At 43.8% G+C, this 23,529-nt stretch carries 25 protein-coding genes and 1 pseudogene; 15 read left to right on the forward strand and 11 right to left on the reverse strand.

What is annotated here, in order from left to right; all coding sequences use genetic code 11:
• Window positions 1-7: 7 nt before the first annotated feature.
• Entirely contained in the window at window positions 8-340 is a 333-nt protein-coding gene (locus ACO6V5_RS03760) for a site-specific integrase (RefSeq protein WP_422138325.1), read from the reverse strand.
• 235 nt (window positions 341-575) lie between these two features.
• Between ACO6V5_RS03760 and ACO6V5_RS03765 the strand changes: the two genes are divergently transcribed.
• On the forward strand, window positions 576-1,088 hold the full coding sequence (locus ACO6V5_RS03765; RefSeq protein ID WP_422413633.1) for a hypothetical protein: 513 nt from the start codon (window positions 576-578) through the stop codon (window positions 1,086-1,088).
• A gap of 708 nt (window positions 1,089-1,796) precedes the next feature.
• On the forward strand, window positions 1,797-2,393 hold the full coding sequence (locus tag ACO6V5_RS03770) for a glutathione S-transferase family protein (protein WP_422413631.1): 597 nt from the start codon (window positions 1,797-1,799) through the stop codon (window positions 2,391-2,393).
• A 670-nt stretch (window positions 2,394-3,063) separates the two neighbouring features.
• Here the strand turns inward: ACO6V5_RS03770 and ACO6V5_RS03775 are convergent.
• Window positions 3,064-3,348: a DUF2829 domain-containing protein gene (locus ACO6V5_RS03775; protein WP_422413629.1), complete on the reverse strand. Its 285-nt coding sequence runs from the start codon at window positions 3,346-3,348 to the stop codon at window positions 3,064-3,066.
• A gap of 440 nt (window positions 3,349-3,788) precedes the next feature.
• Between ACO6V5_RS03775 and ACO6V5_RS03780 the strand changes: the two genes are divergently transcribed.
• Together ACO6V5_RS03780 and ACO6V5_RS03785 are read left to right on the forward strand one after the other, a co-directional pair.
• Window positions 3,789-4,166, forward strand: a complete 378-nt coding sequence (locus tag ACO6V5_RS03780; protein ID WP_422413627.1) for a hypothetical protein — start codon at window positions 3,789-3,791, stop codon at window positions 4,164-4,166.
• A 111-nt stretch (window positions 4,167-4,277) separates the two neighbouring features.
• Entirely contained in the window at window positions 4,278-5,069 is a 792-nt protein-coding gene (locus tag ACO6V5_RS03785; protein WP_422413625.1) for a restriction endonuclease, read from the forward strand.
• A gap of 422 nt (window positions 5,070-5,491) precedes the next feature.
• Here ACO6V5_RS03785 and ACO6V5_RS03790 read toward each other — a convergent pair whose 3' ends face one another.
• Window positions 5,492-5,731: a hypothetical protein gene (locus ACO6V5_RS03790; RefSeq protein WP_422413623.1), complete on the reverse strand. Its 240-nt coding sequence runs from the start codon at window positions 5,729-5,731 to the stop codon at window positions 5,492-5,494.
• A 109-nt stretch (window positions 5,732-5,840) separates the two neighbouring features.
• Here ACO6V5_RS03790 and ACO6V5_RS03795 point away from each other — a divergent pair, with 109 nt between their 5' ends.
• Window positions 5,841-6,278 (forward strand): hypothetical protein, encoded by a 438-nt coding sequence (locus tag ACO6V5_RS03795; protein WP_422413621.1) that lies wholly within the window; start codon window positions 5,841-5,843, stop codon window positions 6,276-6,278.
• On the opposite strand, the gene ACO6V5_RS03800 is transcribed toward ACO6V5_RS03795, so the two are convergent.
• Window positions 6,267-7,828, reverse strand: a protein-coding gene (locus ACO6V5_RS03800; RefSeq protein WP_422138110.1) for an IS3 family transposase whose coding sequence is annotated in 2 segments (ribosomal slippage) — window positions 6,267-7,366 and window positions 7,366-7,828 — 1,563 coding nt in all. Because the reading frame shifts where the segments join, the coding sequence is not laid out codon by codon here. The genes ACO6V5_RS03795 and ACO6V5_RS03800 overlap by 12 nt on opposite strands.
• A gap of 152 nt (window positions 7,829-7,980) precedes the next feature.
• Between ACO6V5_RS03800 and ACO6V5_RS03805 the strand changes: the two are divergent.
• From ACO6V5_RS03805 to ACO6V5_RS03820, 4 genes and pseudogenes are all read left to right on the forward strand, one after another.
• A pseudogene (locus ACO6V5_RS03805) lies at window positions 7,981-9,545 on the forward strand (IS3 family transposase).
• A gap of 21 nt (window positions 9,546-9,566) precedes the next feature.
• Window positions 9,567-11,069, forward strand: a complete 1,503-nt coding sequence (gene istA / locus ACO6V5_RS03810; RefSeq protein ID WP_422492194.1) for an IS21 family transposase — start codon at window positions 9,567-9,569, stop codon at window positions 11,067-11,069.
• A gap of 10 nt (window positions 11,070-11,079) precedes the next feature.
• Window positions 11,080-11,838: an IS21-like element helper ATPase IstB gene (istB, locus tag ACO6V5_RS03815; protein ID WP_317146525.1), complete on the forward strand. Its 759-nt coding sequence runs from the start codon at window positions 11,080-11,082 to the stop codon at window positions 11,836-11,838.
• Between the two features lie 192 nt (window positions 11,839-12,030).
• A complete protein-coding gene (locus tag ACO6V5_RS03820; protein WP_422414005.1) occupies window positions 12,031-12,771 on the forward strand; it encodes a carbon-nitrogen hydrolase family protein in 741 nt (246 codons plus the stop codon).
• A 68-nt stretch (window positions 12,772-12,839) separates the two neighbouring features.
• On the opposite strand, the gene ltrA is transcribed toward ACO6V5_RS03820, so the two are convergent.
• Window positions 12,840-14,102: a group II intron reverse transcriptase/maturase gene (ltrA, locus tag ACO6V5_RS03825; RefSeq protein ID WP_422414007.1), complete on the reverse strand. Its 1,263-nt coding sequence runs from the start codon at window positions 14,100-14,102 to the stop codon at window positions 12,840-12,842.
• Between the two features lie 193 nt (window positions 14,103-14,295).
• On the opposite strand from ltrA, the gene ACO6V5_RS03830 reads away from it, so the two are divergent.
• Window positions 14,296-14,421, forward strand: coding sequence for a hypothetical protein (locus tag ACO6V5_RS03830; protein ID WP_317142120.1), 126 nt, complete (start codon window positions 14,296-14,298; stop codon window positions 14,419-14,421).
• 269 nt (window positions 14,422-14,690) lie between these two features.
• Window positions 14,691-15,278 (forward strand): arsinothricin resistance N-acetyltransferase ArsN1 family B, encoded by a 588-nt coding sequence (locus tag ACO6V5_RS03835; RefSeq protein WP_422414009.1) that lies wholly within the window; start codon window positions 14,691-14,693, stop codon window positions 15,276-15,278.
• Window positions 15,279-15,539: 261 nt separating this feature from the next.
• On the opposite strand, the gene ACO6V5_RS03840 is transcribed toward ACO6V5_RS03835, so the two are convergent.
• The 5 genes from ACO6V5_RS03840 to ACO6V5_RS03860 all read right to left on the reverse strand — a co-directional run bounded on the left by ACO6V5_RS03840 (window position 15,540) and on the right by ACO6V5_RS03860 (window position 20,137).
• Window positions 15,540-16,592 (reverse strand): IS91 family transposase, encoded by a 1,053-nt coding sequence (locus tag ACO6V5_RS03840; RefSeq protein ID WP_422441873.1) that lies wholly within the window; start codon window positions 16,590-16,592, stop codon window positions 15,540-15,542.
• Between the two features lie 233 nt (window positions 16,593-16,825).
• Window positions 16,826-17,353: a hypothetical protein gene (locus ACO6V5_RS03845; RefSeq protein WP_422441871.1), complete on the reverse strand. Its 528-nt coding sequence runs from the start codon at window positions 17,351-17,353 to the stop codon at window positions 16,826-16,828.
• 8 nt (window positions 17,354-17,361) lie between these two features.
• Window positions 17,362-17,694: a site-specific integrase gene (locus ACO6V5_RS03850; RefSeq protein ID WP_422441869.1), complete on the reverse strand. Its 333-nt coding sequence runs from the start codon at window positions 17,692-17,694 to the stop codon at window positions 17,362-17,364.
• Window positions 17,695-17,797: 103 nt separating this feature from the next.
• Window positions 17,798-18,571: a hypothetical protein gene (locus ACO6V5_RS03855; protein WP_422411672.1), complete on the reverse strand. Its 774-nt coding sequence runs from the start codon at window positions 18,569-18,571 to the stop codon at window positions 17,798-17,800.
• Window positions 18,572-19,672: 1,101 nt separating this feature from the next.
• The gene (locus ACO6V5_RS03860) at window positions 19,673-20,137 is read right to left on the reverse strand and encodes a site-specific integrase (protein ID WP_422411670.1); all 465 of its coding nucleotides are present in this window, start codon (window positions 20,135-20,137) and stop codon (window positions 19,673-19,675) included.
• Window positions 20,138-20,379: 242 nt separating this feature from the next.
• On the opposite strand from ACO6V5_RS03860, the gene dhiT reads away from it, so the two are divergent.
• Window positions 20,380-20,649 (forward strand): type II toxin-antitoxin system toxin DhiT, encoded by a 270-nt coding sequence (gene dhiT, locus ACO6V5_RS03865; RefSeq protein ID WP_422134267.1) that lies wholly within the window; start codon window positions 20,380-20,382, stop codon window positions 20,647-20,649.
• Window positions 20,650-20,657: 8 nt separating this feature from the next.
• Window positions 20,658-20,915: a DUF2442 domain-containing protein gene (locus ACO6V5_RS03870; RefSeq protein ID WP_422134266.1), complete on the forward strand. Its 258-nt coding sequence runs from the start codon at window positions 20,658-20,660 to the stop codon at window positions 20,913-20,915.
• 172 nt (window positions 20,916-21,087) lie between these two features.
• On the opposite strand, the gene ACO6V5_RS03875 is transcribed toward ACO6V5_RS03870, so the two are convergent.
• Window positions 21,088-21,420, reverse strand: coding sequence for a phage integrase N-terminal SAM-like domain-containing protein (locus ACO6V5_RS03875; RefSeq protein WP_422134265.1), 333 nt, complete (start codon window positions 21,418-21,420; stop codon window positions 21,088-21,090).
• 950 nt (window positions 21,421-22,370) lie between these two features.
• Here ACO6V5_RS03875 and ACO6V5_RS03880 point away from each other — a divergent pair.
• Window positions 22,371-22,694, forward strand: a complete 324-nt coding sequence (locus ACO6V5_RS03880) for a hypothetical protein (protein WP_422411667.1) — start codon at window positions 22,371-22,373, stop codon at window positions 22,692-22,694.
• A 29-nt stretch (window positions 22,695-22,723) separates the two neighbouring features.
• The gene (locus ACO6V5_RS03885; protein ID WP_422411665.1) at window positions 22,724-23,383 is read left to right on the forward strand and encodes a hypothetical protein; all 660 of its coding nucleotides are present in this window, start codon (window positions 22,724-22,726) and stop codon (window positions 23,381-23,383) included.
• The last annotated feature ends 146 nt before the right edge of the window (window positions 23,384-23,529 follow it).

Consider the following 23,529-nt stretch of genomic DNA (forward strand, 5'->3'; position numbering starts at 1 on the left):
CCAACTTTCAACCTTCGAAAATATATCGAAGTATAGGCATAACAAAAATTTCCAGGGGACTGCGCCTGCGGCGCATGCCCAGAACATGTTTCCAGAAAAACTGCAGGCCATTACGATCGGTTTTGACCGTGCTCCAGGAATGGCTTTCCACCAGGGCGGCAAAATAGGTTTTTAAATCCTCAGGGCTGAGTCTGTCAGGACAACGATCAAAGAAGGTTGCCAGCCGCCGAATTGGTCTGCTGTATAGATCAATGGTTGATTTTCTTTTGCCCTGAAGTTTCAGGGTGGTGATGTGTTTTTGATACAGTTTGTCAAACCGGATTTGCTCAGAACGTTCCATGTTGCTTCCTTATATAAGCCGCGCCGGAGTGGTGCGGATATCAGGAAGTATTGGCAATGTTGGGGTGGCTGGGATGAACGGTATTTTTTTGCCGCGTTAGCGGCTTGGTTCAACAAGAGCATCCAGCGGACGGCGCTAGACGCGCCGCCGCTTATGCAGGCGTTAGGCTTCAGTACAAAATTTACGCATTTGATTTTATAATTTGAGAAGTTTTTCTTTATAGTTGGAGGATTTAATGGAGCCTGTAACATGGGGTTTTGTTGGAACTCTTTTAGGTGTCATCGTAGGCGCTTCATCAAGTATTTTAACGACAATCATCACTGCAAGAAATAATAGAAAAATTCAGCAAGATAAAAATTCTTATGAACGTTCTGAAAAAGCGAGGGAGTTTCAGAGAGAAAACTTCATTAAACTGCAAGACTCTTTAACAAATATTGCTCGACTAATAACAAAAGCACACCTTGAAGATGTTCAATATTTCAGGAAAAATCCTGATAGTAAATCAAGACCAATGTTAAGTAATGAACTTGATAATGAAATTCGAGTTTCAAACACAAATGTTGCTATTTTAATCGAAAGAGTTGCAAACGACATGCTTCGAAATAATATCAATATGTTGCATAGTGAAATGACAAATGTATTAATGACAAAAAATGAAAGGGATAGTACGTCCGCACTGAATCAGGCTCATTCATTATTTCAAAGTGTGATGAAAGATATTGGTTCTGCTCTAAGACAGCATTATTAATCATCGAGATGAAGCCTAACAAATGCTTCCAGTTCGTCCCGGGGCTTCGCCCCTCCACCCGACGCGCCTTCGGCGCGCGGCTGAAGCAGGCGTTATACGTTCATAAACAAAAAACACTACTCAATACAAAGGAAGGATTACTGTGAGGCATGAGAAAAAAACCGGAAGAGAAAAATATGCTATAGCTGTTGCTTTTGTTCTGGCTCTTTTCTCGTCATTGGTATCGCTGTATTTTCAAATTCAACATCCATATATGAAAAAAGAAGTGATTTTTTATTCTCTGTGTATCTGTAGTCTGTCGGCACGATATATATTCGTAAAAAGCACTCAAAGATATGTTCGAGCCTTATCAATAGTACCAATAGTGTTAACATTCTGGAGTCAATTAAGCTTAGTTTGGCCCTTTTTAAAGTTTATAGCTCTGCTTATATTTTTCGGTATTGTAGGTCATTTTCAATCTTAAACTAACCTCACTATTAGTAACCAAATTTGAACACAGCCAAAAATAACAATTGCAATTAAACCCAATTTCAAAGCAACTTTAGAGCACACGTATAACAAATGGTTCCAGTTCGTTCCGGGCTTTGCCCTCCACCCGACCGCCTTCGGCGGCGGCTGAACCAGGCGTTACACGGCTAAATCAAGCAATAAACTAACATCACGTTGGGTAGAAACAAAACAACGATTACGTGAAGAAAGGAGAAGTAAGTGAAAATCTACGGAGATATTCAATCTGGAAACTGCTACAAAATTAAATTGCTCGCATCGTTACTGAATATCGAACACGATTGGATTCATTTAGACATTCTCAAAGACGAAACTCATACAATAGAATTTCTAGCTAAAAATCCAAATGCAAAAATTCCGGTTCTGGAATTAGATGATGGACGTTGCATATCTGAATCAAATGCAATTTTAAATTATTTGGCATCAGGAACAGAATTTCTATCAAGTGATCCATTTGAATATTCAAAAATTCAACAGTGGCAGTTTTTTGAACAGTACAGCCATGAGCCATTCATTGCAGTAGCCAGATTTATCGCAAAATATCTTGGTTTGCCCGATGATCGTAAAGCAGATTATGAGTCAAAGCAGGAAGGTGGGCACAAAGCACTTCAAGTAATGGAGCAGCAACTGCAAAAAACACCTTACCTTGCAGGAAACAAACTTACCACAGCCGATATCTCATTGTATGGTTATACTCATGTTGCCGGTGAGGGTGGCTTTGATTTAAAAGAATATCCAGCAATTATGCAATGGATAGACCGCATACAATCACAGCCCAAATACATAGGCATGGAGTAATCGCCGTGTAACAAGTGGTTCCAGGTGAAGCCTAAGGCGCACCTGAACCAAGCGTTAGCTTCTCAACAACATCAGCGCTATATAGCACAAACAATTTTATTACATGCCACCTATTGAGGGCAGGGAAAATAAATGAAAGCAAGGACTTATGGGAATTTCCTATGGATGTTAAATATATTTTTCTATCTATTACCAACACTAATTTTATTTTTATTCTATAAAACAAATGCAATTCAATCTGTTGTAGTAAACTTTAATGATCTCCTAATATCATATCAGCCAATAATTCTAATCCTCTACAGTGTTATAACAATGATTTCAATATTCTATAGCATTTCTTTTCATAGAGAGGCGAAATTATTTTTAGAAAACGGAGAAGGTAAAAATGAAATACGAGAGTTAGGCTTTGACTTAAAAGTAAAACTAACCAAACTCATAAAATTATTTTCTCTAAGTACAGGTCCTATATTACTTTCTGTACTCTCAGGAATGGAGATATACTATATCATCATACTCCTAGTACCTGGTTTTATATTTCATTTTTCATGGAAATCCTATTCACCAATAATGCTAGTGCCACGAAGCTAACAAGTGCGTGGAATTCGTTCCGCCCTTAAGGGCTCCACCCGACGCGCCTTCGGCGCGCGGTTCACGCAGGCGTTAGATTGCCTTATCCGAGAATTACCCAGTCGTCGGTTAGCAGGTCAGTTTGTGAAGCCAGCCACGGAACAACATTACCCTGGGCTGTCTTCATAGCGATGTAAGCACCGTAAGGAACCATATCCCCGAAGCAATCTTTAGCTGCGTCGGTTCGCGCTGGGTATTCATTCGCCGGGACGTGATACAAGAACATGCCTCGACCATTCCAACCATCGCGGCAAACTCTTTTACCTTCCTTCAATGATTCCAGTGCTACGCTAAATGATGTTTTTTCAGTGTTTATAGTGTTTTCCAACTTGTAAGTAATACTTGATAGTTCAGTGCCAGCGGCAATCTAACAACACGCCCAACTGGGACGCACATACTGTGCGCCCGTCAGCTTTGCGGTTAGATTCACTCAGCGAGTGTTCGGTCTTTGCCAACATTCAGCGATAGTTTTGTTCACATAACGAACGCCTGAGATAACCTGCGAAACGATGCACATGTTGAACCAAGCTCTACTCAATTCAAGCCATGTAACCTGTAATATTCCTAAAACACATATAACTGGGTAAAGTGGAGTGATTATGAAAACAAGCAGTGTGCGCCTGATTATGTCGCTTTCAATACCTGCAATATCTTTTTTCATCTTTGCTGTTGGCTCCTATGCAATCGCAAATCTAACAACACGCCGGTCTGGGACAGCTACGCTGCCCGTCAGCTTTGCGGTTATGTACCAAATCAAGTTAAGTTACTATGAATGAGATCCACTTTCTTAACATAGATCTAGATATAGAATCGTCGATTGATATATCTCCCATCATCAAGGAATGGGGGGAGCGTATTTGCGTGTTTCGTAATGAAGAGATTGATGGTATTTATTATGGATCCTTTGAAACAGCCTGTAGCGGGATCGATGAGATAATTGCTGAGTATGTTTCTTTAATTGATGGTTTGTCCAAATCATCAAGAGATATCTGGGACAAAGCACTAAGGAGAGATTTTGACTTTGGCTATGAAAGTGGAACTACACCAAAAAACTTTCATTCAAGAATAGAGTCAGACGCAATAAAAAAGTTGGCTGGGGTCGGCGGTAGTGTTGTTGTTACTATTTATCCAGTACCCCGCACATAACAAGTGCAGGCAACGGACAGCCAAAATTGGCGGTTGTTTTGCCCAAAACCTGGCAAAACAACCGCCAATTTTGTCTGCCGAGGCTGCTGGCGTTAAACGGAATTTCAACATATGAGTAATGGCAAAGAGTTAGAAGAATACGTAAGAAATACATATCAGTTCCTTCTCAATATGAAGGACGAAGGACTAAATGTAGAAAAAGATAAAAAATTAGTTGGTAAGTCTGGAGCGGTACATCAAATTGATGTTTATTATGAGTTTGTATTTGGCAATAGAATTCATCATGTTGCAATTGAATGCAAAGATTACTCATCTGCTGTTGACAAAGGTAGGGTTCAAGAATTTGCCTTGAAACTTCAAGATATTGGTAATATCTCAGGTGAAATGGTTTCTGCAAATGGATATCAGTCTGGTGCGAAAAAAATTGCAGAGCACTACGACATAAATCTAAAAACCATAAATGATTTACCAACTATGCCCCACTTGCTAGGAATGCGGTTGTCATCCGTTGCTTTGCCTGATGAAAGCTATAAAGCAGAACCATTCTGGACAATCATGGAGCTGAGAAATGATAAAGTAACAGGTTCATATTTTGGTCATACTCAAGATGGCAGAAAGTTCATACCACTTTTCTTTTCCAAATATCATGCATTGATGTACTTCCAAGAAAGTAATCTTGACACTAAATCGTGGGGGATAAGAGGGCTACCAAGACATGCTTTACGAGCCTTCATTCTTATGCTTGATCTTTTAAAGCGTCAAAGCGTTGAACCCATGATTATGTTCAGGCCTCCTGGCGATACAAGTAATTCAGGCTTTGCAGGTTTCGTTACGGATCGTAAACTACTCGCAAAGGAGTATTATTGTGGTGAGGTTCCAGAGCCTGTGCCAGATTCCGTTTAACAAATGCTTCCAGTTCGTTCCGGGGCTTCGCCCCGCCCTGCGGCGGCACAGCTGAAGCAGGCGTTAAGTGGTAGGGAAGAATAGATGGGAGCAAGAGCAACACTTTTATTAGGCTGGGGAATTGGGGCTGTTCTGTTTATTACTGCAATGCTTACCCATTTAGCTGTATTAGGCTTGTTCTTTGTTTGGGCTATCTATTCATACGTAAAACTATTGTCTTGTGTTTGCCCTGTATGTGGTACAAATCTCGGCTCGCATTTACAAAACATGGATTTAATAAGTGGTAAGTGCGTAGAATGTTCAAAAAAGTAGTAACACTTAACAAGTGCCGGCAACCGACTGCCAAAACGGTCACTTGTTTTGCAAAACCCCGCAAAACAAGCGCCCATTTTGTCAGCAGCTGCGGCAGGCGTTATATTGCCTTAATCACTTCTTTCAAAATCGTTGAAATCTGCTTCGGTCATTTCTTGCCAACCAGTAATAATTACATGCTCAGGCTTAAACCTATCGTCGGTTTTAGTTACCTGCTCACAAATACTTTTATTGCTTGGGAATCGTTCGGCTTCTTTAACCCAGATGTTCCCAAACGCACTATCCATTCCATTGCTTAGGTGGTAGAAGAACACAAAATATCTGAGTTTAGTGTCGTTTTCTTTTTCCATGTCTCAACCCTGTGCAAATCGGCAACATAACAACACGCTCGGCTGGGACGCACATACTGTGCGCCCGTCAGCTTTGCGGTTATGCGGCTCATAAAATTTGGAGTAAATAATGAAAAAAATTTGGAAGGTTGATGCTAAAAATAAAAAATTCCTTCTGTGTTCTGAAGAGGTTCAATCAATCAAATGGCATAAATCAGTATTCAAAGGACATGGTAAAGGAATAGTTGATTGCGGTGGCTCTCAAGAACTTGCTGATTTAGTTAGTTGGAATGAAGTCAATGATATACATGAATTTATAAAAGAAGACCCAAACCTATTTTTTGATACTCCAACAGCTATTTGGTGTTATACAGGCAAAGTTGGTGAGGCAGCTGATTTTATCGGATTCAAAGGTGACTCAGTATTAATAGGAGAAATCAAGTGGCAAGAAGGCTGGTCAAAAAGGCTTAGAAAACAAATACCCCGCTATAGCAGTTCTCAACTGTGGTCGGGAGATGTTAGTAACGGTAACTTTCAAGGTAGATGTCGCCTCAACTTATGCAGCTAAATCACAATGCTGCTGATTCTCTGATCGCTCAGGGTTAAGCCACACCTCTACCGGTAATTGCCAGTTTCTGGTTTCACGGCTTCCCCATCGCTCAGGGTGTTGCTCTTTTGCTTTACGGTAAACTCTTTCACGATTCAGAACCTTTTTCTGAGCCTTCCCTGTGTGTCTGTCGTAGGGGGTCTGGAACTTGATGCCACTGTGCTTATGCTCCATGTTGTACCAGTTTACGAACCCATACACCCACTCTCTGGCTGACTCCAGACTGGAGAAGTGATTCGGATACCCAGGACGGTATTTCATGGTTCTGAAGCCTGACTCTGAGTATGAGTTATCGTTACTCACGCGTGGCCTGCTGAACGATGTCTGCACACCCAGCTGCTGAAGAGTACTCAGCATGGTCGCCCCTTTCATTGGGCTGCCATTATCGGAGTGCAGAACCAGTGGTTGCTCCTGAAGGCTGATTTTATTCTGCATGAAGGCTTTGCGGATCATCTGAGCAGCCAGATCAGAGGACTCCCTTTCATGGACTTCCCAGGTCACAATCATGCGGCTATAGACGTCCAGAACCAAATAGAGATAATAATATTTACCCCTGATGGGCGACCCCAAGAATGTTATATCCCACGACCAGAGCTGATTCGGTGCCGTAGCCCGATGCGATGTTGGCTTCCGCTTTGCGGGCTTCTGACTGCGACCGCGGTGATGCTGTTGATTATGGGCCTTCAGCACTCGATAAAAGCTTGACTCAGAAGCTATATAAACACCTTCGTCGGCCAGTGTCGGTACAATCTGGCATGGCGACTTACTTTTGAATCGCTCGCTGTTACAGACTTTCAGAATCTCGTTTTGCTCACTCTTGGTTAGTTGGTTGGCAGGCATTGGCCGGTCTGCGTATTGACGCTGATCTTCCCGCACCTGTTCTACATCTTTTTGCCAGCGCTGAACCGTGCGTATCGACAGGTTGAGCGCAGCACAGGCTTTCACTTTACGTGCACCCTGTGAAACAGCTTCCTGGATTAAAGCAACGGCTTCCTTGCGATCAGGGAGAGGAATCAATCGTCCTCGCGCTCCCCCCAGATCGCGTTTGCCTTTTTTGTTAGAACCAACAGTGCTGCGGTTTCAGCAAGTGCTTTGTCTTTGCGTTTGAGTTCTTTTTCCAGTTTCTGGATGCGCTTCTTGTCATCTCGTCTGGCAGCGGCCTGTACCTGACGGGATTCAGCAGGCTTTGTGCTGCCTGCGATAAAATCAGCTTTCCACTGCTGCAGGTCTTCATAGTAGAGACCCTTCTTACGACAGTATTCGGATAGCTCTGTTGTGTTCATGTTGGCGGTTTCCATCAGAACCGCGAACTTGTTTTCAGCACTCCACTGCTGAGGATTCTTACCATCACCGGGCACGACTACACCTTGCGCTTTTGCCTGTTTGCGCCAAGTATACAGGGTCGCATCAGTAATGCCGGTTTCTCTTTTAAGCTGAGCCACGGAAACATTATTTGGCGGCATCATCTTCTGGATAATGGACTCTTTCATTTCTTTGGAATAGCGAGCCATAACAGCCTCTTTCTAAATGCTCTCAGTTATTGAGAGTCATGAATCAAAAGAGGCGACATCTATTCTGACACAGAGGGCCCGCTGTGTCAGGATAGTTGTCCCGCTCACTGATTAACCAATAAAAGCTAGACAGTGGGCGATGGACGTTGAATATGCCTCGTTTTTCAGAGGAACGTAAATCAGCTGTTTTGAAAAAACTGTTACCACCACACAATCGCTCTGTGCCGGATGTTGCCAGAGAGGAAGGTATCAGCGAACAAACCCTGTATAATTGGCGTAAAAAACTACGGGACAAAGGATTACCTGTGCCAGGGAACGAACAAAAATCAGAACAATGGTCTGCTGAAAGCAAGTTTGCCGTGGTCGTTGAAACCGCTGCTTTGTCAGAAACAGAGTTAAGTGAATACTGCCGTAAAAAAGGGCTTTATCCTCAACAAGTCAAGGAGTGGAAGCACGCTTGTATTTCAGGTGCTGATCAGGCTTCTCAGCGTGCAGACCAGGAAAGCAAGCAATTAAAACAAGAGCGTAAGCGCAATCAGAGCCTTGAAAAAGAGCTTCGCCGTAAAGACAAGGCGTTGGCAGAAGCTGCAGCCCTGCTGGTGCTATCAAAAAAGCTCGATGCCTTCTACGGGATAGACAGCGAGGACAACTGACACCTGCCGATAAGCGCCGCCAACTGCTGACATGGTTTGATGAGGCTATAGCAAACGGCGCTTCTCGCTGGAAGGCTGCTGAAGAATTGGAAATATCCCTGAAAACACTGAATCGCTGGCGCGATGACAATGGTGCAGTGTTAACGGACAAACGCCCGGATGCCTTGCGCCCGGTACCCTCTAACAAACTGACAGAGGAAGAGGAGCAACGTATTCTGTCTATCAGTAATGAAGATGAGTATGCGAGCCTGCCACCATCGCAGATCGTACCAGCCCTTGTAGACAAGGGAGTATACGTTGCTTCTGAATCTAGCTTTTACCGTGTTTTGAAAAAGCATGGTCAGTTGCACCACCGCGGTCGTTCAAGAAAGCGATCGAAAAGCAACAAGCCGACAACCTATGTTGCCACCGGCCCTAACCAGGTCTGGTGTTGGGACATCAGTTACATACCGTCCAGGGTACGCGGCCAGTTCTGGTACCTCTACCTGATACTGGACGTTTACAGTCGTAAGATTGTTGGTTGGGAGATTCATAGCCATGAGTCTGGTGAGTTAGCCAGTGAACTGATTAACCGGACAATGGTGGCTGAAAAATGCACTAAAACACCGCTTGTACTGCACTCAGACAATGGGGCTCCAATGACGTCGAGTACCTTTAAGGCCAAGCTTGAGGAATTGGGCATTATTCCCTCTCATAGTCGCCCAAGGGTGAGTAATGATAACGCATTTGCAGAATCGATCTTTAAAACGGTGAAGTACTGACCTCAGTGGCCATCTCAAGGTTTTCTGACGTTAGAACACAGTCGACAGTGGATGCTGAAGTTTGAGCGGTTTTATAACAATGAACACCGTCATAGCTCAATCCGTTTTGTGACACCAGCGCAACGCCATGAGAAAAGAGATCAGGAAATCCTGAATCACCGGAAACAGGTGTATACCAAAGCGCGAGAAGCTAATCCAACGCGCTGGTCAGGAGTTATCAGGAACTGGGAGCCTGTAGGTGCGGTTGCACTGAATCCTGAGCGGTTGTCTGAAGCAAGAATTAACGAGAAAAAGGCAGCCTAAAATTCAGTTTTCGGGACAACTATCTTGAAAAACTCCGTCAGCATCCGGCAAATAGCTCGCAGCACGCGGGTCAGTGTTGGCACTGTGTCCAACTACGTTCAGGCCTTTGAGCGGTCCCCACTGAGCTGGCCTCTGTCCTCCGATTGCTCTGAGGCTACCCTGGTGCAAACATTGTTCCCTGAGGCCCCACTGTCGAGCCGCCAGGGGCTGGTCGACCCGGACTGGGGCGTTATACACCAGTCACTCAAGCGCAAGGAGGTGACCAAGCAAACACTCTGGGAGGAGTACTGCCAGGAGAGCACTCTCAATGCCTACAGCTACTCGCAGTTCTGTCACCGCTACAACCAGTGGCTGGGCTGCCAGAAACGTTCCATGCGACAGCATCACAAGGCGGGTGAAAAACTGTTTGTAGACTACGCCGGTCTTACGGTCCCTGTCGTTAATCCAAAGACCGGTGAGATCGCCCATAACGCCCAGATTTTCGTAGCGGTGATGGGAGCCTCTAACTACACCTACGCAGAAGCCACCCTGTCCCAGAAGTCCGAAGACTGGCTGGGTTCTCATGTTCGGGCCTTTGAGTTCTTTGGAGGTATTCCAGCTGTCGTGGTACCAGACAACCTCAGGAGCGGTGTCAGTAAGGCTTGCCGTTATGAACCGGACCTGAACCCGGCCTACCAACACCTGGCCAACCACTACCAGGTGGCGGTCATTCCAGCTCGGCCCTACAAGCCCAAAGACAAGGCGAAAGCCGAAGTGGGTGTGCAGTTGGTTGAACGCTGGATACTGGCCAGACTTCGTCATGAGACCTTCTTTACCCTGGCAGAACTGAACAGTCGTATACGGGAGCTGTTGACTGAACTCAACCTTAAGCCCTTTCAAAAACTGCCAGGTACACGACGAAGTACCTTTGAGCAACTGGACGAACCCGCTTTGCGACCTTTGCCCAAACAGGCCTTTGAGTACGCTGAGTTCAGCAAAGCCAAGGTGAACATTGACTATCACATTCACTGTAAAGGCCATTACTACTCAGTGCCTCATCAGCTGGTCAAGAAAGAGGTTGAAGTTCAGGCAACAGAACATACGGTCACTGTCTTCTGCAAAGGTGAAGTTGTGGCCTGTCACCCCCGCAAGTTCACAACCGGTTTTACCACTCAATCAGCCCATATGCCTGAACGACATAGCAAGCACCAGGAGTGGACACCGGAACGACTGCTGGAGTGGGCAAAACAGCTGGGCCCCGATGTTCACTGGATAACTCAGTATCTGTTGAACAGTCGTGAGCATCCGGAGCAGGCTTATCAGTCTTGCCTGGGGTTATTGAACCTCAAACGGGATTACGGAGCTGACCGGTTAAACAATGCTTGCGCCCATGCCCGGAAAATCAAAGGTTACCGACTCAAGAATATCCGGGCGATCCTGCAATCAGGTAAAGACAAACAGGCTCTTCAACCTGAGGTGAAACAAACGACACTACCTCTTCATGACAGCCACGAAAATGTTCGTGGTGCAGCCAGCTATCAGTAACTGGAGACGTATCATGATGAATCAAACTCTGACCCGTCTGCGGTCACTGCGCCTGACAGGCATGGCCGATGCCCTGGCTCAGCAACTGGAGCAGCCCGGCACCTACGACAGCCTGAGCTTTGTGGAGCGGCTGGCCCTCCTGACAGAACAGGAAGAGACCGAGCGCAATAACAAACGTCTTGCCCGGTTACTGAGGGCGGCCAGGTTTAAACTGGCTGCACGGGTAGACGACATTGACTACGAACATCCCCGGGGGTTGAAGAAAGTCCAAATAGCCACACTGTCCAGCGAGGACTGGTTAAACAGGCACAGGAACCTGCTGATTACCGGACCTTGTGGCAGTGGTAAAAGTTACCTGGCTTGTGCACTGGGACACCGGGCCTGCATACAGGGTTACAGTGTCCGCTATTACCGACTCTCGCGCTTACTGGAAGAGCTGAGCCTTGCCCATGGTGATGGCAGCTACAGCAGGCAACTCAAGCAACTGGCGAAGGTGGATTTGTTGATACTGGATGACTGGGGGCTGGAACCTCTGACCCAGCAGCAACGCAACGATTTACTGGAAGTGATGGATGACCGTCACGAACAAAGTTCAACGTTGGTTACCAGCCAGCTACCGACCCGGCAATGGCATGGCAGCATCGGTGATGAGACTCTGGCAGACGCCATTCTGGATCGCCTGATGCACAACGCCCACAGGATTACGCTGAAAGGGGAATCCATGCGCAAGAAGCTGGGAAAACTGGAAACACTTGAACACTTGGACTAAAAATCAGACTGGGTGATGCGTAGGAGATCCAGGGTGTTCAAATGAACCAGAATAGGTGTTCAAGCTGACCAGAGTATGCATCGTTTTCTTTTTCCATGTCTCAACCCTGTGCAAATCGGCAACATAACAACACGCTCGGCTGGGACTGCTACGCAGCCCGTCAGCTTTGGGTTACATTTCTAAAGGAACATTATGCATAACTTCAAAGTTGCAGTAGCACAAATTCCTTCTGTTAATGGAGATGCCAATAAAAACATCGAAAGTCATCTCAAAGCAATAGATGTTGCAATTGAGCATCAAGCTTCGATAGTTATTTTCCCAGAACTTTCTTTAACAGGTTATGAGCCAGAATTAGCTTCTGATCTAGCATTTGTGATCGATGACGATAGGCTTCATACGTTTGTATCAACCGCATCAAAGAATAACATTTGGATTGTGGTTGGAGCGCCAGTGAAATTTGGCAGTGAGATTCATATTGGTTCAATCATCTTTAGCCCTGATGGAGCTGTTTCAACCTACTCTAAGATGAATCTTCACCCTGGTGAGGAAAGATTCTTCTCAGTAGGCAAAGAACCAAGAGTACTTGAGATAGATAACCATAGAGTGGCGCTTGCTATCTGTGCTGACACAAACAACCCTTTACATGCTCAAGTTTATGCAAAAGATCGGGCAACAGTTTATGCAGCTGGTGTTCTTATAACTGACGGTGGGTATGCGTTAGATACTGAAAAACTTCAATCCTATGCAATTGAGCACGATATGTTGGTTGTCATGGCAAATCACAACAAACCTACAGGTGGCTGGCAACCGATAGGTAAAAGTGCAGCATGGGATAAAAATGGTCGTTTATCAGCTGCCAGTGAAGACAAAGACTCTATTATCATCTCACAGCAAAACAATGGAACTTGGGAGTCCCGAGTAATCGAAATGTAATCGGGTAAGAGCTGGTCTTTCTCCAGCTCTCCCCACACCACCCGGCATGCGGGTCCGCACCGGGCGGTTCACCTAGGATAGTGAAACCTAATCCATAAGTCTTTCAGCGAAACAAGCCCAAGTTTTGCGAGGTAACTGTCGTTGAGTGCCTGCTGTGTTGCAAAGGTTTTGCTTAACCGGTAATACCCTTTGCTACTGATTGCGATCCCGGCGGCTTTGATGTGATCAACGCCCAACCTGACCAAATTTCGATAGCGGGTTTTCGGTTTACGCCACTGCTTGATAAAACAGCAGCGGATACGCCGACGTATCCATTGGTCCAGTAGCGGTATAGGACGGTAATATTCGGTTATTCTGAAATAACCCATCCAGCCCCTGATATATTCGGTAAGCTTTCGCAAACGGTAGCCCATTGATACACCCCAGCTGCGGCTGGTGAGTTTAAGGACTTGCCGCCTGAAGCAGCGCAGGCTCTTCTCTGTCCACCGGATTTTCTTACCTGTAAAGATGAAACTCAGGAACTCTGCTTTGGTGGCTTTCACCACCTCGCTTTTGGTCGGATTTACCGTTAATTTCAGCCTTCGTTCAAGGTAACGGGTAATGCTATCCATCACTCGCTCCCCTGATCGTTGACTGCCAACGAGTATCACAAAATCATCACAGTAACGTGCGAAGCAATGACCCCGGTATTCCAGTTCCTTGTCCAGATCGTCGAGAAGTACATTTGACAGTAGCGGCGAAAGAGGGCCGCCTTGTGGCACACCTACCCGAGTCGGGTAGCATTGCCCATCAATCATGACGCCAGCACGAAGGTAGCGGCCTATCAGTTTTAATAGACACTTGTCGTTAATCTTACGAGAGACTCTCGACATAAGGACATCATGGCTGACGGTATCAAAGAATTTACTCAGATCAACGTCAACTGCCTGATGCAGCCCCTGTTTGATATAGCGTTTAACCTGTTGCACGGCATCTTGTGCAGATCTTCCCGGTCTGTAACCAAAGCTGCTGTTTGAAAATCCGGGATCAAAGATAGGGGTTAACACCTGCACTATGGCCTGTTGTATGACCCTATCCTGAACGGTAGGAATTCCAAGCAACCTTTCTCCTCCATCGGGTTTCTCAATGACAGCCCGAAGCACCGGAGACGGTTTATATGTTCCATCCAGTAAGGCTTGGCGCACTGAAGGCCAATGCTGTTTAGCAAAGTCAGGGTAGGCCTCAATGGTGACTCCATCAATGCCGGGAGCGCCCTTGTTGCTTCTGACCTGTTTCCATGCCTTCAGTAAGTTGGCAGGTTCCAGTGCATAACTTAGTAGATTGTGGTTCAAAGCTGGTTAAAGATTCTGTCGCCAGATACAGTGTTTCGCCGTTCGGCTGCACTGCTCCGAGGGAATCAGTCTCCTCTTTGTCTTCGGTGTTCAGTCCTTCGCTGACGACTTCCGGTCAGTTAATGACTTCTGTCGAACAGCTACTATGACGTCTGCTGACTTCTACCCAAAACACAGACAGGATTACTCCTGAATGCGCTACCGTGTTTCATCGAGTTCGCTCATTCCGGTTGATGAAGCCAGAATGCCAGACCTGTTGAACCAGTGGTCAAACTGGATATTATTCACGGTCGCCGGTTGGGCAGACCTCCCCGAATAAGAGCATGGACTGTCAGTACACAACCGCTGCATTTACCGTATCTCTCAAACCAGAGGGCTTTGTGATCTTGTGCTCACTCGCCCACAAGACTCGGCCTTGTATGCAGTTTCTGTCCGTCGGCTCGCACTTTTGCGCTCAGGCTTCCTCCGCACAATTCCTCGCGGAATTGCACTTGCCGTCGGCTAATGGTTATCATCGGTTGGCTTATTGGGCGCAAGATCCGATGCTGGTTTACCCATAGGGGACTTTCACCCCATAAGTTCATGCCCATGTCGGGCGTACACAAAAAAATCCAGGTGACGCCTACGGCGCACCTGATTTTGGCGTTAGGTGTGCTCAAACCTTCAGCATATACAGTGAAAATTATGATAAGAGATGTATTAATTTCCGATGCAAGAGCTATTGCTGAAATTTATAACTACTACGTTGAGAACACAGTAATAACTTTTGAAGAGCAAGCTGTTTCAGCTTCAGAATTTAAAAGCAGAATTCAAAGTGTTCAAAGCTTAGGTTTACCGTGGCTTGTAGCAATAGAAAACTCATCGGTAGTTGGTTATGCCTATGCTACAAAGTGGAAAGATAGAAGCGCATATCGGTTTTCGGTTGAAACGACGGTTTACCTTTCTCAAGAAAGCTGTGGTAAAGGTTTGGGTTCAAAGCTATACAACGCTTTATTATCTGAATTGAAAAATAGAAATGTAAAATCTGCAATCGGTGGCATAACTTTGCCAAACCCATCAAGTGTGTCTCTACACGAAAAAATGGGTATGAAGAAAGTCGCACACTTTGAAAAAGTAGGTTTTAAATTCAACCAGTGGCAAGATGTTGGTTACTGGCAATTGAGCATGCACACCTAACGAATAAGGATAGATTGCGCCCAGCCGCAATCTTATCCTGTTGTTGCACAAGCCCAGGTTGAATTCTGGTAAGAAAGGTCTATTGAAGTTTACTTATCTGGCGGACCTTGAATCAAAACGTTTTTTCTGAACGCTATTTATTCAGGATGAGTGTCTCCAGACCACTGCATTACGGTAGTCTTGGATATGTCGGATCTGTCTGGCTGAGCTTACATTTTCTCCTTGCTTGTGAATGGCGGTGTTTGTTGATGTGACAATAGCTCAGGTCGGTTTCAGGAAACTGAACGCAATGTGTTTCATAGACTCACCGCAACGCCTGCATGTGAATTTCGGGCGGATGACGGGTTCGACTGCTTTCACCATCACATTTAAAACCAGTTGCACCAGTGATAATTGTTTTTTTGCGTTGCTGTGTAAAAATCCGTAATCCCGCGATCGTCGAAGTCGCCTGGGTAATACATGTTTCAGTACCAGCCACAGGAAGTCTTCTCCTGGCAGGGTTCGCTTCTCCTTTTTGCCTGTTTCACTGTTGAGGTAAGAAAAGGTCACCTTTCCTCGTTTGCTGGTCAGGATGTTGTTGTCACTGATCACGCCTCGGTACAGATAACGGGATAGATATTCAAGTGCTGGTAATCCTTTGCCTACCCGTTTGCAATTGACGACCCACTCATTGGGCAGCCTTGTTTTCAGGCTCGGAGATAGTAGTCCCTGTTCGTCCAGGGCGCGAAGGAGTTTGGCTCGAAAGACCATGGCCAGGTTCTTGCCATTGAACAGATAGTTGCCTGTGAGTTTGCGCCACTCTTTTCGTCGGGTATTGATGCCGCCACCTGGCACGACAAAGTGTATATGGGGATGGTAATCCAGCCGTCGGCTATGAGTGTGCAGAACGCCGGTCATTCCCAGGTCTGCATCCAGTTTTTTGGAATTGCTGCCAAATTCTTTCAGGGTGTCAGCTGCCGTTCTGAACAGTAAATCGTACACCTGTCGTTGATGTTGCCACGCCAGGTTTCGAAGTTGCGCTGGCAAGGTGAAGGTCACCATAAAGTATTCAACGGGCAGTAGTTTCTGTCTTTGCCGCTGCAGCCACTCGCTGGTATCGGTGTTCTGGCAGCGGTTGCAGTGGCGATGCCCGCAGGACATGGGCTTTTGATCCCGTGTCCCGCAGCCGTTGCATTCCAGCAAGGTCATACCGGCTGCCGACGTTCGACAGTGCTGTATCGCTTGCAGTGCTTTGATATGGCCAGGTAAAAGACATTGACTGTATTTTTCCAGAAACCGATCACCGTATTGCGCTGCTATATGGGAAAGCTTCATTGATCATCTCCTTTCAGCTTGAGTTCATTGATCAGATGATTCATCACTTTCCTGGTATTAAGTTAGGCGGTTTCTGTTAATTGGGTATAGATAGCGGTGGTTTTTGGGCACATGTGCCCGAGCATGAGTTCGGAATCAATGTCGGCAATGGTCAGGTTCAGGCCTTCGGCCAGCCTTAAGCCCATGCTGTAAAGTGTCAACAGAATGGTGTAATTGCGGCGTTATGCCTCAAATCACAAAAACAAATAAGCATGTCTCGACGTGAGGATGTAGATCAGCTGATCTAGCTCGCTAAGCAAAATCGTAGCTATTGCTAACCCCAGAGCCGAAGCAGAAAGAGTTAGATTTAAAATCATTTTTAGATCTTTTTCTATCATTAAAAGTACATCTGAAATTTCGATTGAAAGCGAACTCATTTTTACAATGTAATTAATATTTTCTCCTATAAGAATTGTTGCATTTCTAATTAACTCAGGTGAATTTGCTACTGTAACACCTGCTAAATATCCAATAGATCCACCGAGGGCGGCTAATAAAGCATTTGCTGTTGTAATTGTGTTGTAATAACTATCACTTCGATTTATTAAAGTGGGCAAAAATAAGCAGGCGAAAGCAAGACCTACGTACTGCTTATAATCAGTTAGTTTTGATGTGAAGTTCTCAATCACTCCAATATCGTAAAATTCATTGTTAGCAGAGACGTTAATAGAATTTATAGTTATCAGAATACTGAATAAATAAATTTTTAGCTGTGTCTTCATACCAACTTTCAACCTTCGAAAATATATCGAAGTATAGGCATAACAAAAATTTCCAGGGGACTGCGCCTGCGGCGCATGCCCAGAACATGTTTCCAGAAAAACTGCAGGCCATTACGATCGTTTTTGACTGTGCTCCAGGAGTGGCTTTCCACCAGGGCGGCAAAATAGGTTTTTAAATCCTCAGGGCTGAGTCTGTCAGGACAACGATCAAAGAAGGTTTCCAGCCGCCCAATTGGCCTGCTGTATAGATCAATGGTTGATTTTCTTTTGCCCTGAAGTTTCAGGGTGGTGATGTGTTTTTGATACAGTTTGTCAAACCGGATTTGCTCAGAACGTTCCATGTTGCTTCCTTATATAAGCCGCGCCGGAGTGGTACGGATATCAGGAAGTATTGGCAATGTTGGGGTGGCTGGGATGAACGGTATTTTTTTGCCGCGTTAGCGGCTATTGGTAATGTTTTAAGCTGCCCTCAAAAAATCGTTTCATTGTATACCCTTCTGGAGGAGACACTTGATTCTCGCCTTGTGGGTATATATTAATAATCAAGTCTGTTTCATTAGCAGATTCTGTAAATACCAAATCATCTGTTAAATAGTTCTCAGTATTAGCAGTTAATTGTAATAAAGGAATTTGTATTGCTTGGCTGCCTGCGAGCCCTGTCAAAATATTCTGATCAAGATAATTCAAAAAATCACTCGAGAAAAATAATATAAGTGGATGAACTCCTGGGATTTGACAGCCAGATTGATAAAGCAGGTTGTCTTGATTTAGATGAGAAAAAACCACTTGCCAATCCATCATGTCAATAGCTGGCGTTCTTAACAATAAACTAGGTGCGTTAGCGAATGATAAAGTAAAATTCTTAGAATATTCGCGTTCAGCAGTCATACTCATAATTCCTGTCCTGTACAAAGAACGCGAAAAATTCTCTAGAGCTGTAAAGAAGGAATGTGTCCCCAGCCTGCCCCTTACTGTATCTGATAGTAATGATCTGACAATAATTTTATCGGGGACTATATTTCTAGTCCTAGATGCTTGATGATTATATTTGGCTGTGATTTCAAGTACTGGTATTTTGTCAGATTTAATGATTATTCTTTCAAATGCTGCTTCAGGTTTTAGTACAATAAAAAGCAGTAAGGTTAATATGCAAAGCCTAAAATATTTCATTTCGTTTTGAAAACGCCATAACAAGAAGTAGGTTTTAATATAGTTCATACTTAAATAGCTGCCATATTAGTTATAAAGTAATTCTCGTTTAGAATAACCGCCGCATAACGAATAAGGACAGATTGCGCCCATATTCGCTACTCCTGAAATAATGTTGAAGTGGTTGTAGTATTCCACAGCTCTAACACTTTACACGCCTTGAGACGTGTAAATGTTAATTTTTACTAACTGTGTAGGCTTAGGCAGACAGTGAACTGAATATTCCTTTAAGTATTATATTAAACGAATTTCAAAGGCGAAGTTTGCGAACAGCATCGATCATGTTTATATCTTGAACAAGTAAACGACAGTGGAAGTCAGGGGTGCCAAGGGATTTAGTTCTGCTTTTTTTATACTCTCGCAAACATTTTTAGCTATGAATTTATGTAATCAGTTATATACCTTTACAAGCTCTGGTACTAAAGGGGAATATTTTTTCCATGCCAACTTACACGCTAGATCGTATAAGTAGCGGGATCTGCTGGTAGTATTCACGTACTCAGAGTGTAAGTATTGGCATGAAGTGATAGCTTCGTTTATCTTATGCCTAAACTCAGAGTTCAATTCGTAGTAGATAAGCTTATGAAAACCGCTCGGGTATTTGCTTTACTTGCCAGCTTATCGACTGCTACAGACAGTTTCGCTGTACAGTTTCAAGATGAGGAGCAGACAATAAGTTGGGCGAAAACCCTATCAATTTGGGGACTCTATACTGGCATATTTTGTCACTGTTATCTTGCTACAGACGGGCTCGATGAACAACATAGAGGAATAAATATTGGTTTTCTCTACACTCCTGTAACTCTTGGAACAATTGGCTACAACATCGGGTGTCTAATAGACTACCTTGCTGAATAGAGAGTAATAAAAAAACGGTAATCTTCACAAAGAACAATGAACGACAAGCAAGCATGTTGGAAAAGAAGCGATTCTAAAGCAAAGTACTTCCTAACTGGTTAACGCAGATAACGAATAAGGATAGATTGTGCCCAGCCGCAATCTTATCCTGTTGTTGCACAAGCCCGGGTTGAATTCTGGTAAGGAAGGTCTACTGAAGTTTACTTTTCTGGCGGACCTTGAATCAAAACGTTTTTTCTGAATGCTATTTATTCAGGATGAGTGTCTCCAGACCACTGCATTACTGTAGTCTTGGATATGTTGGATCTGGGAAGTCTTCTCCTGTGTCAACAGAATGGTGTAATCGGGCAGTTTCCGTGCAGTGTTGAGCAGTCGTTCTACCTCTGCAGGCGTCAGGATAACAGGCAGTCGCTTGACGGTCGGTGGTTTGATGATTTCAACAAAGTCCCAGTGTTTGCCCAGAACATGTTTCCAGAAAAACTGCAGGCCATTACGATCGGTTTTGACCGTGCTCCAATGGCTTTCCACCAGGGCGGCAAAACAGGTTTTTAAATCCTCAGGGCTGAGTCTGTCAGGACAACGATCAAAGAAGGTTGCCAGCCGCCGAATTGGCCTGCTGTATAGATCAATGGTTGACTTTCTTTTGCCCTGAAGCTTCAGGGTGGTGATGTGTTTTTGATACAGTTTGTCAAACCGGATTTGCTCAGAACGTTCCATGTTGCTTCCTTATATAAGCCCCGCCGGAGTGGTGCGGATATCAGGAAGTATTGGCAATGTTGGGGTGGCTGGGATGAACGGTATTTTTTTGCCGCGTTAGCGGCTTGGTTCAACAAGAGCATCCATCGGCGCCAGCGGCACAGCCCCTGATTTTAGCGTTATGTGCTTCTGGTAAACCTATAGCTGATCAAAATATTTCAGTGGGTTATAATCAGTTGAGCTATTGAACTCAGGATTAATAAATGCCTACTATATCAATGTTTTATGGTCTGATTGTTCGAATGTATTACTTCGATAATCAGAAACACAATATGCCTCACATTCATGTTTTTTATCAGAATTTTGAGGCAATTATCGAAATTCCTACAGGCAAAATACTTGAAGGAAATCTCCCTAAGAACAAGCAAAAACTTGTTGATGCCTGGATAGAAATTCATAAAGAAAGTCTCATGGCTAACTGGGATTTAGCAATAAATGGAGACTCAGTATTCAAAATTGATCCCTTAAAATAGGTGTAAATATGAATCCTGCGGTGAAATCAGTACAAGCTTTAGAGAATTACAAACTCCATATTGAGTTTGAGAATGATGAAGTCAAAGAGTTTGACGTTTCTCCATACTTGGAAAAAGGTATTTTTGTAGAACTTAAAGATATTAATTACTTTAAGCAGGTAAGAGTTTCATTTGGTTCTATAGAATGGCCCAATGAGCAAGACTTCAGCAAAGATACTCTGTATCTTCTTAGCGTAACAATTCAGCCTTCCTCTCAAAGGCATTAATCGGCCACGCACATAACGAATAAGGATAGATTGCGCTCAGCCGCAATCTTATCCTGTTGTTGCACAAGCCCGGGTTGAATTCTGGAAAGGAAGGTCTACTGAAGTTTACTTTTCTGGCGGACCTTGAATCAAAACGTTTTTTCTGAACGCTATTTATTCAGGATGAGTGTCTCTAGACCACTGCATTACGGAAGTCTTGGATATGTCGGATCTGGGAAGTCTTCTCCTGTGTCAACAGAATGGTGTAATAGCGAAGTTTCCGTGCAGTATTGAGCAGTCGTTCTACCTCTGCAGGCGTCAGGATAACAGGCAGTCGCTTGACGGTCGGTGGTTTGATGATTTCAACAAAGTCCCAGTGTTTGCCCAGAACATGTTTCCAGAAAAACTGCAGGCCATTACGATCGGTTTTGACCGTGCTCCAATGGCTTTCCACCAGGGCGGCAAAACAGGTTTTTAAATCCTCAGGGCTGAGTCTGTCAGGACAACGATCAAAGAAGGTTGCCATCTGCTAACTATATTCGAGACACCCACGGGTATTGTCAGCTTCGCCAGTAAAACTCGTGGTGAAATACACCAAAGGTTCGATCAGCAAGAGAAACGTTTTGACTGTCAAGAAAGAGAGATTGCTGCACTGAAAGCAGACAGTGTAAGTACTCAGCCATACGGAATCGAATATTTCTGGCTTATTTGGCAGGTGCTCTGCAAGACGCGACGACGGGAACATAGCAAGCTATGTGACCAGAATTGCAACGCAGTCAGAGTGCCTGAACAATAAGTCAGAAAATATGATTTCGTATGGTTGAGTACTTAGTGTTGAAAGCTGACAATGCGGAAATCAAAGAAGCCTTAAAGATCATTCTGTCCAGGGTTCCTGGGTAACCGCCGCATAACAGGCAAGTGAACGAGATAAGCTCGTTAAGCAAGAAGTTATGTGCCATAGGAAACGAGAGCAATCAATATGAACCGCCACTTCAGGTTAGTATTCAAAATCATGTTCGGTGTCTTGGCACTGGCTTTGATCCTGGGTGTTTTGATTTCAATAGTTGCACCATACTTTTTCTCTGAAGACGAAGTATATAATTGTCTGGATACAGATGGTAGCTTTAATTACGATACATGTGTCTGTGATTATGAAAATAACCACCAGTTCAAGGCAGATCATCAATGCAAGTAACCATACAAAGACGGTTATCCGGGGCAATTTACTTCCTGTTAATCTCAGGGGCACTACGAGTAAATGGATTTGCGAGTTAGAACGACGTAGGAACTAAAGTCGAGTCATTGATCGGTTAACCGTTAACTCAAGAAGATTTATCTGTCTAGTGATGAACAACTGGACAGAAAGATGAAAAATGATACTGTTAAGATATAAATGATTCGAATTTTAATAGATGGTGGTGTTTCAGGTTTTTGTGAAAGGAAAATACCTGAGGTCGCTCTCAATAAAGTATCAGTATGAACCTGGAAGGGGATATTTTCTTTGCAATTACCTTCTCTACAGGATACTCAGGCGCAGTCAAATTAATACACAAGGTAAACATGGATATTTCAGGAAAAAAACGATCTTCAATTAATACAATAGATGAATCTCTATCTGATAAAAAACTGAAAAACGGGTGTGATGAGAAGCCCAAGGAAAAAGTAATTCCTGATAAAAAGGCTGAACCAGATTATGGATTAGCACTGAAAGACAGGAAGATTAACGAAATATTTTCACTTGCTAGAGAAAAAATAAAACTCTTTGTATTACACCAGAAAATCTATCAGAAAGAGGAGTAGTTATAGGCAATGAAGATGATCAGGAGTTAATGTTGAAAGTTGCAAATCTGATTTTCATGGCAATGAATAATACAGATAATCCTTTGTATACATATTCATCAGGAGGCAATACAGTAACAGCCAGAGATAAAGCTCATAGGATAAAGTCTCAGAACTCACTAGAATCTTATGATGAATTAGATCTTTTTATTATGCTTCATTCTGATGGAAAAAGACTAGATACAATGACATTAGTTTGCCATGAAGAACTTAATAGCACCTTTGAAAAGTATGGTGTTGTAATTCTAAATGGACTGAATCCAGATAAACATTCTACTTTAATGCTTGGCTGTGGTCATAAGAATGATCATTATAATCATTACGGTGTAGATACTTTAGATATAAGGGCACGTATTAAACCAGATGTTTTGTTACAATGGGGAGATAAAAGAGCAACTGAATATCTTAGTAGTCTCAATAAATATAAAGAAATTGTTGATGAAGGGCCTTTGTTTTTATTTATGAAATACTCTGATGAATATTTTTCAGCAGTAAGGTCATGTTTGGTTGCAAATGGTAAATTACGACTGCCAAGCTCTAACCTCGATGAAAGTAAAATTCCATTAGACTTTATAAAAGAAGATGTTTCGAAGAGAAATGATTTTGGTTCACGTCATTTTTGTACTACCTATATTTACTCCCCTCGTTGATAACGTCTAGCAAGTGATTAGGCTGCCAGCAGCTGATTATTTGCTGCTTGGGGGAAACAGTGAACCTCGACTCTGACCATTTAATATGAGTTCGTTGTTTAATATTTTGTTATGAAGTTTAACATTCTTGAGATTAATGCTAATGT

It is taken from the genome of Endozoicomonas sp. ALD068 (assembly GCF_049310145.1).
Lineage (GTDB): Bacteria > Pseudomonadota > Gammaproteobacteria > Pseudomonadales > Endozoicomonadaceae > Endozoicomonas_A.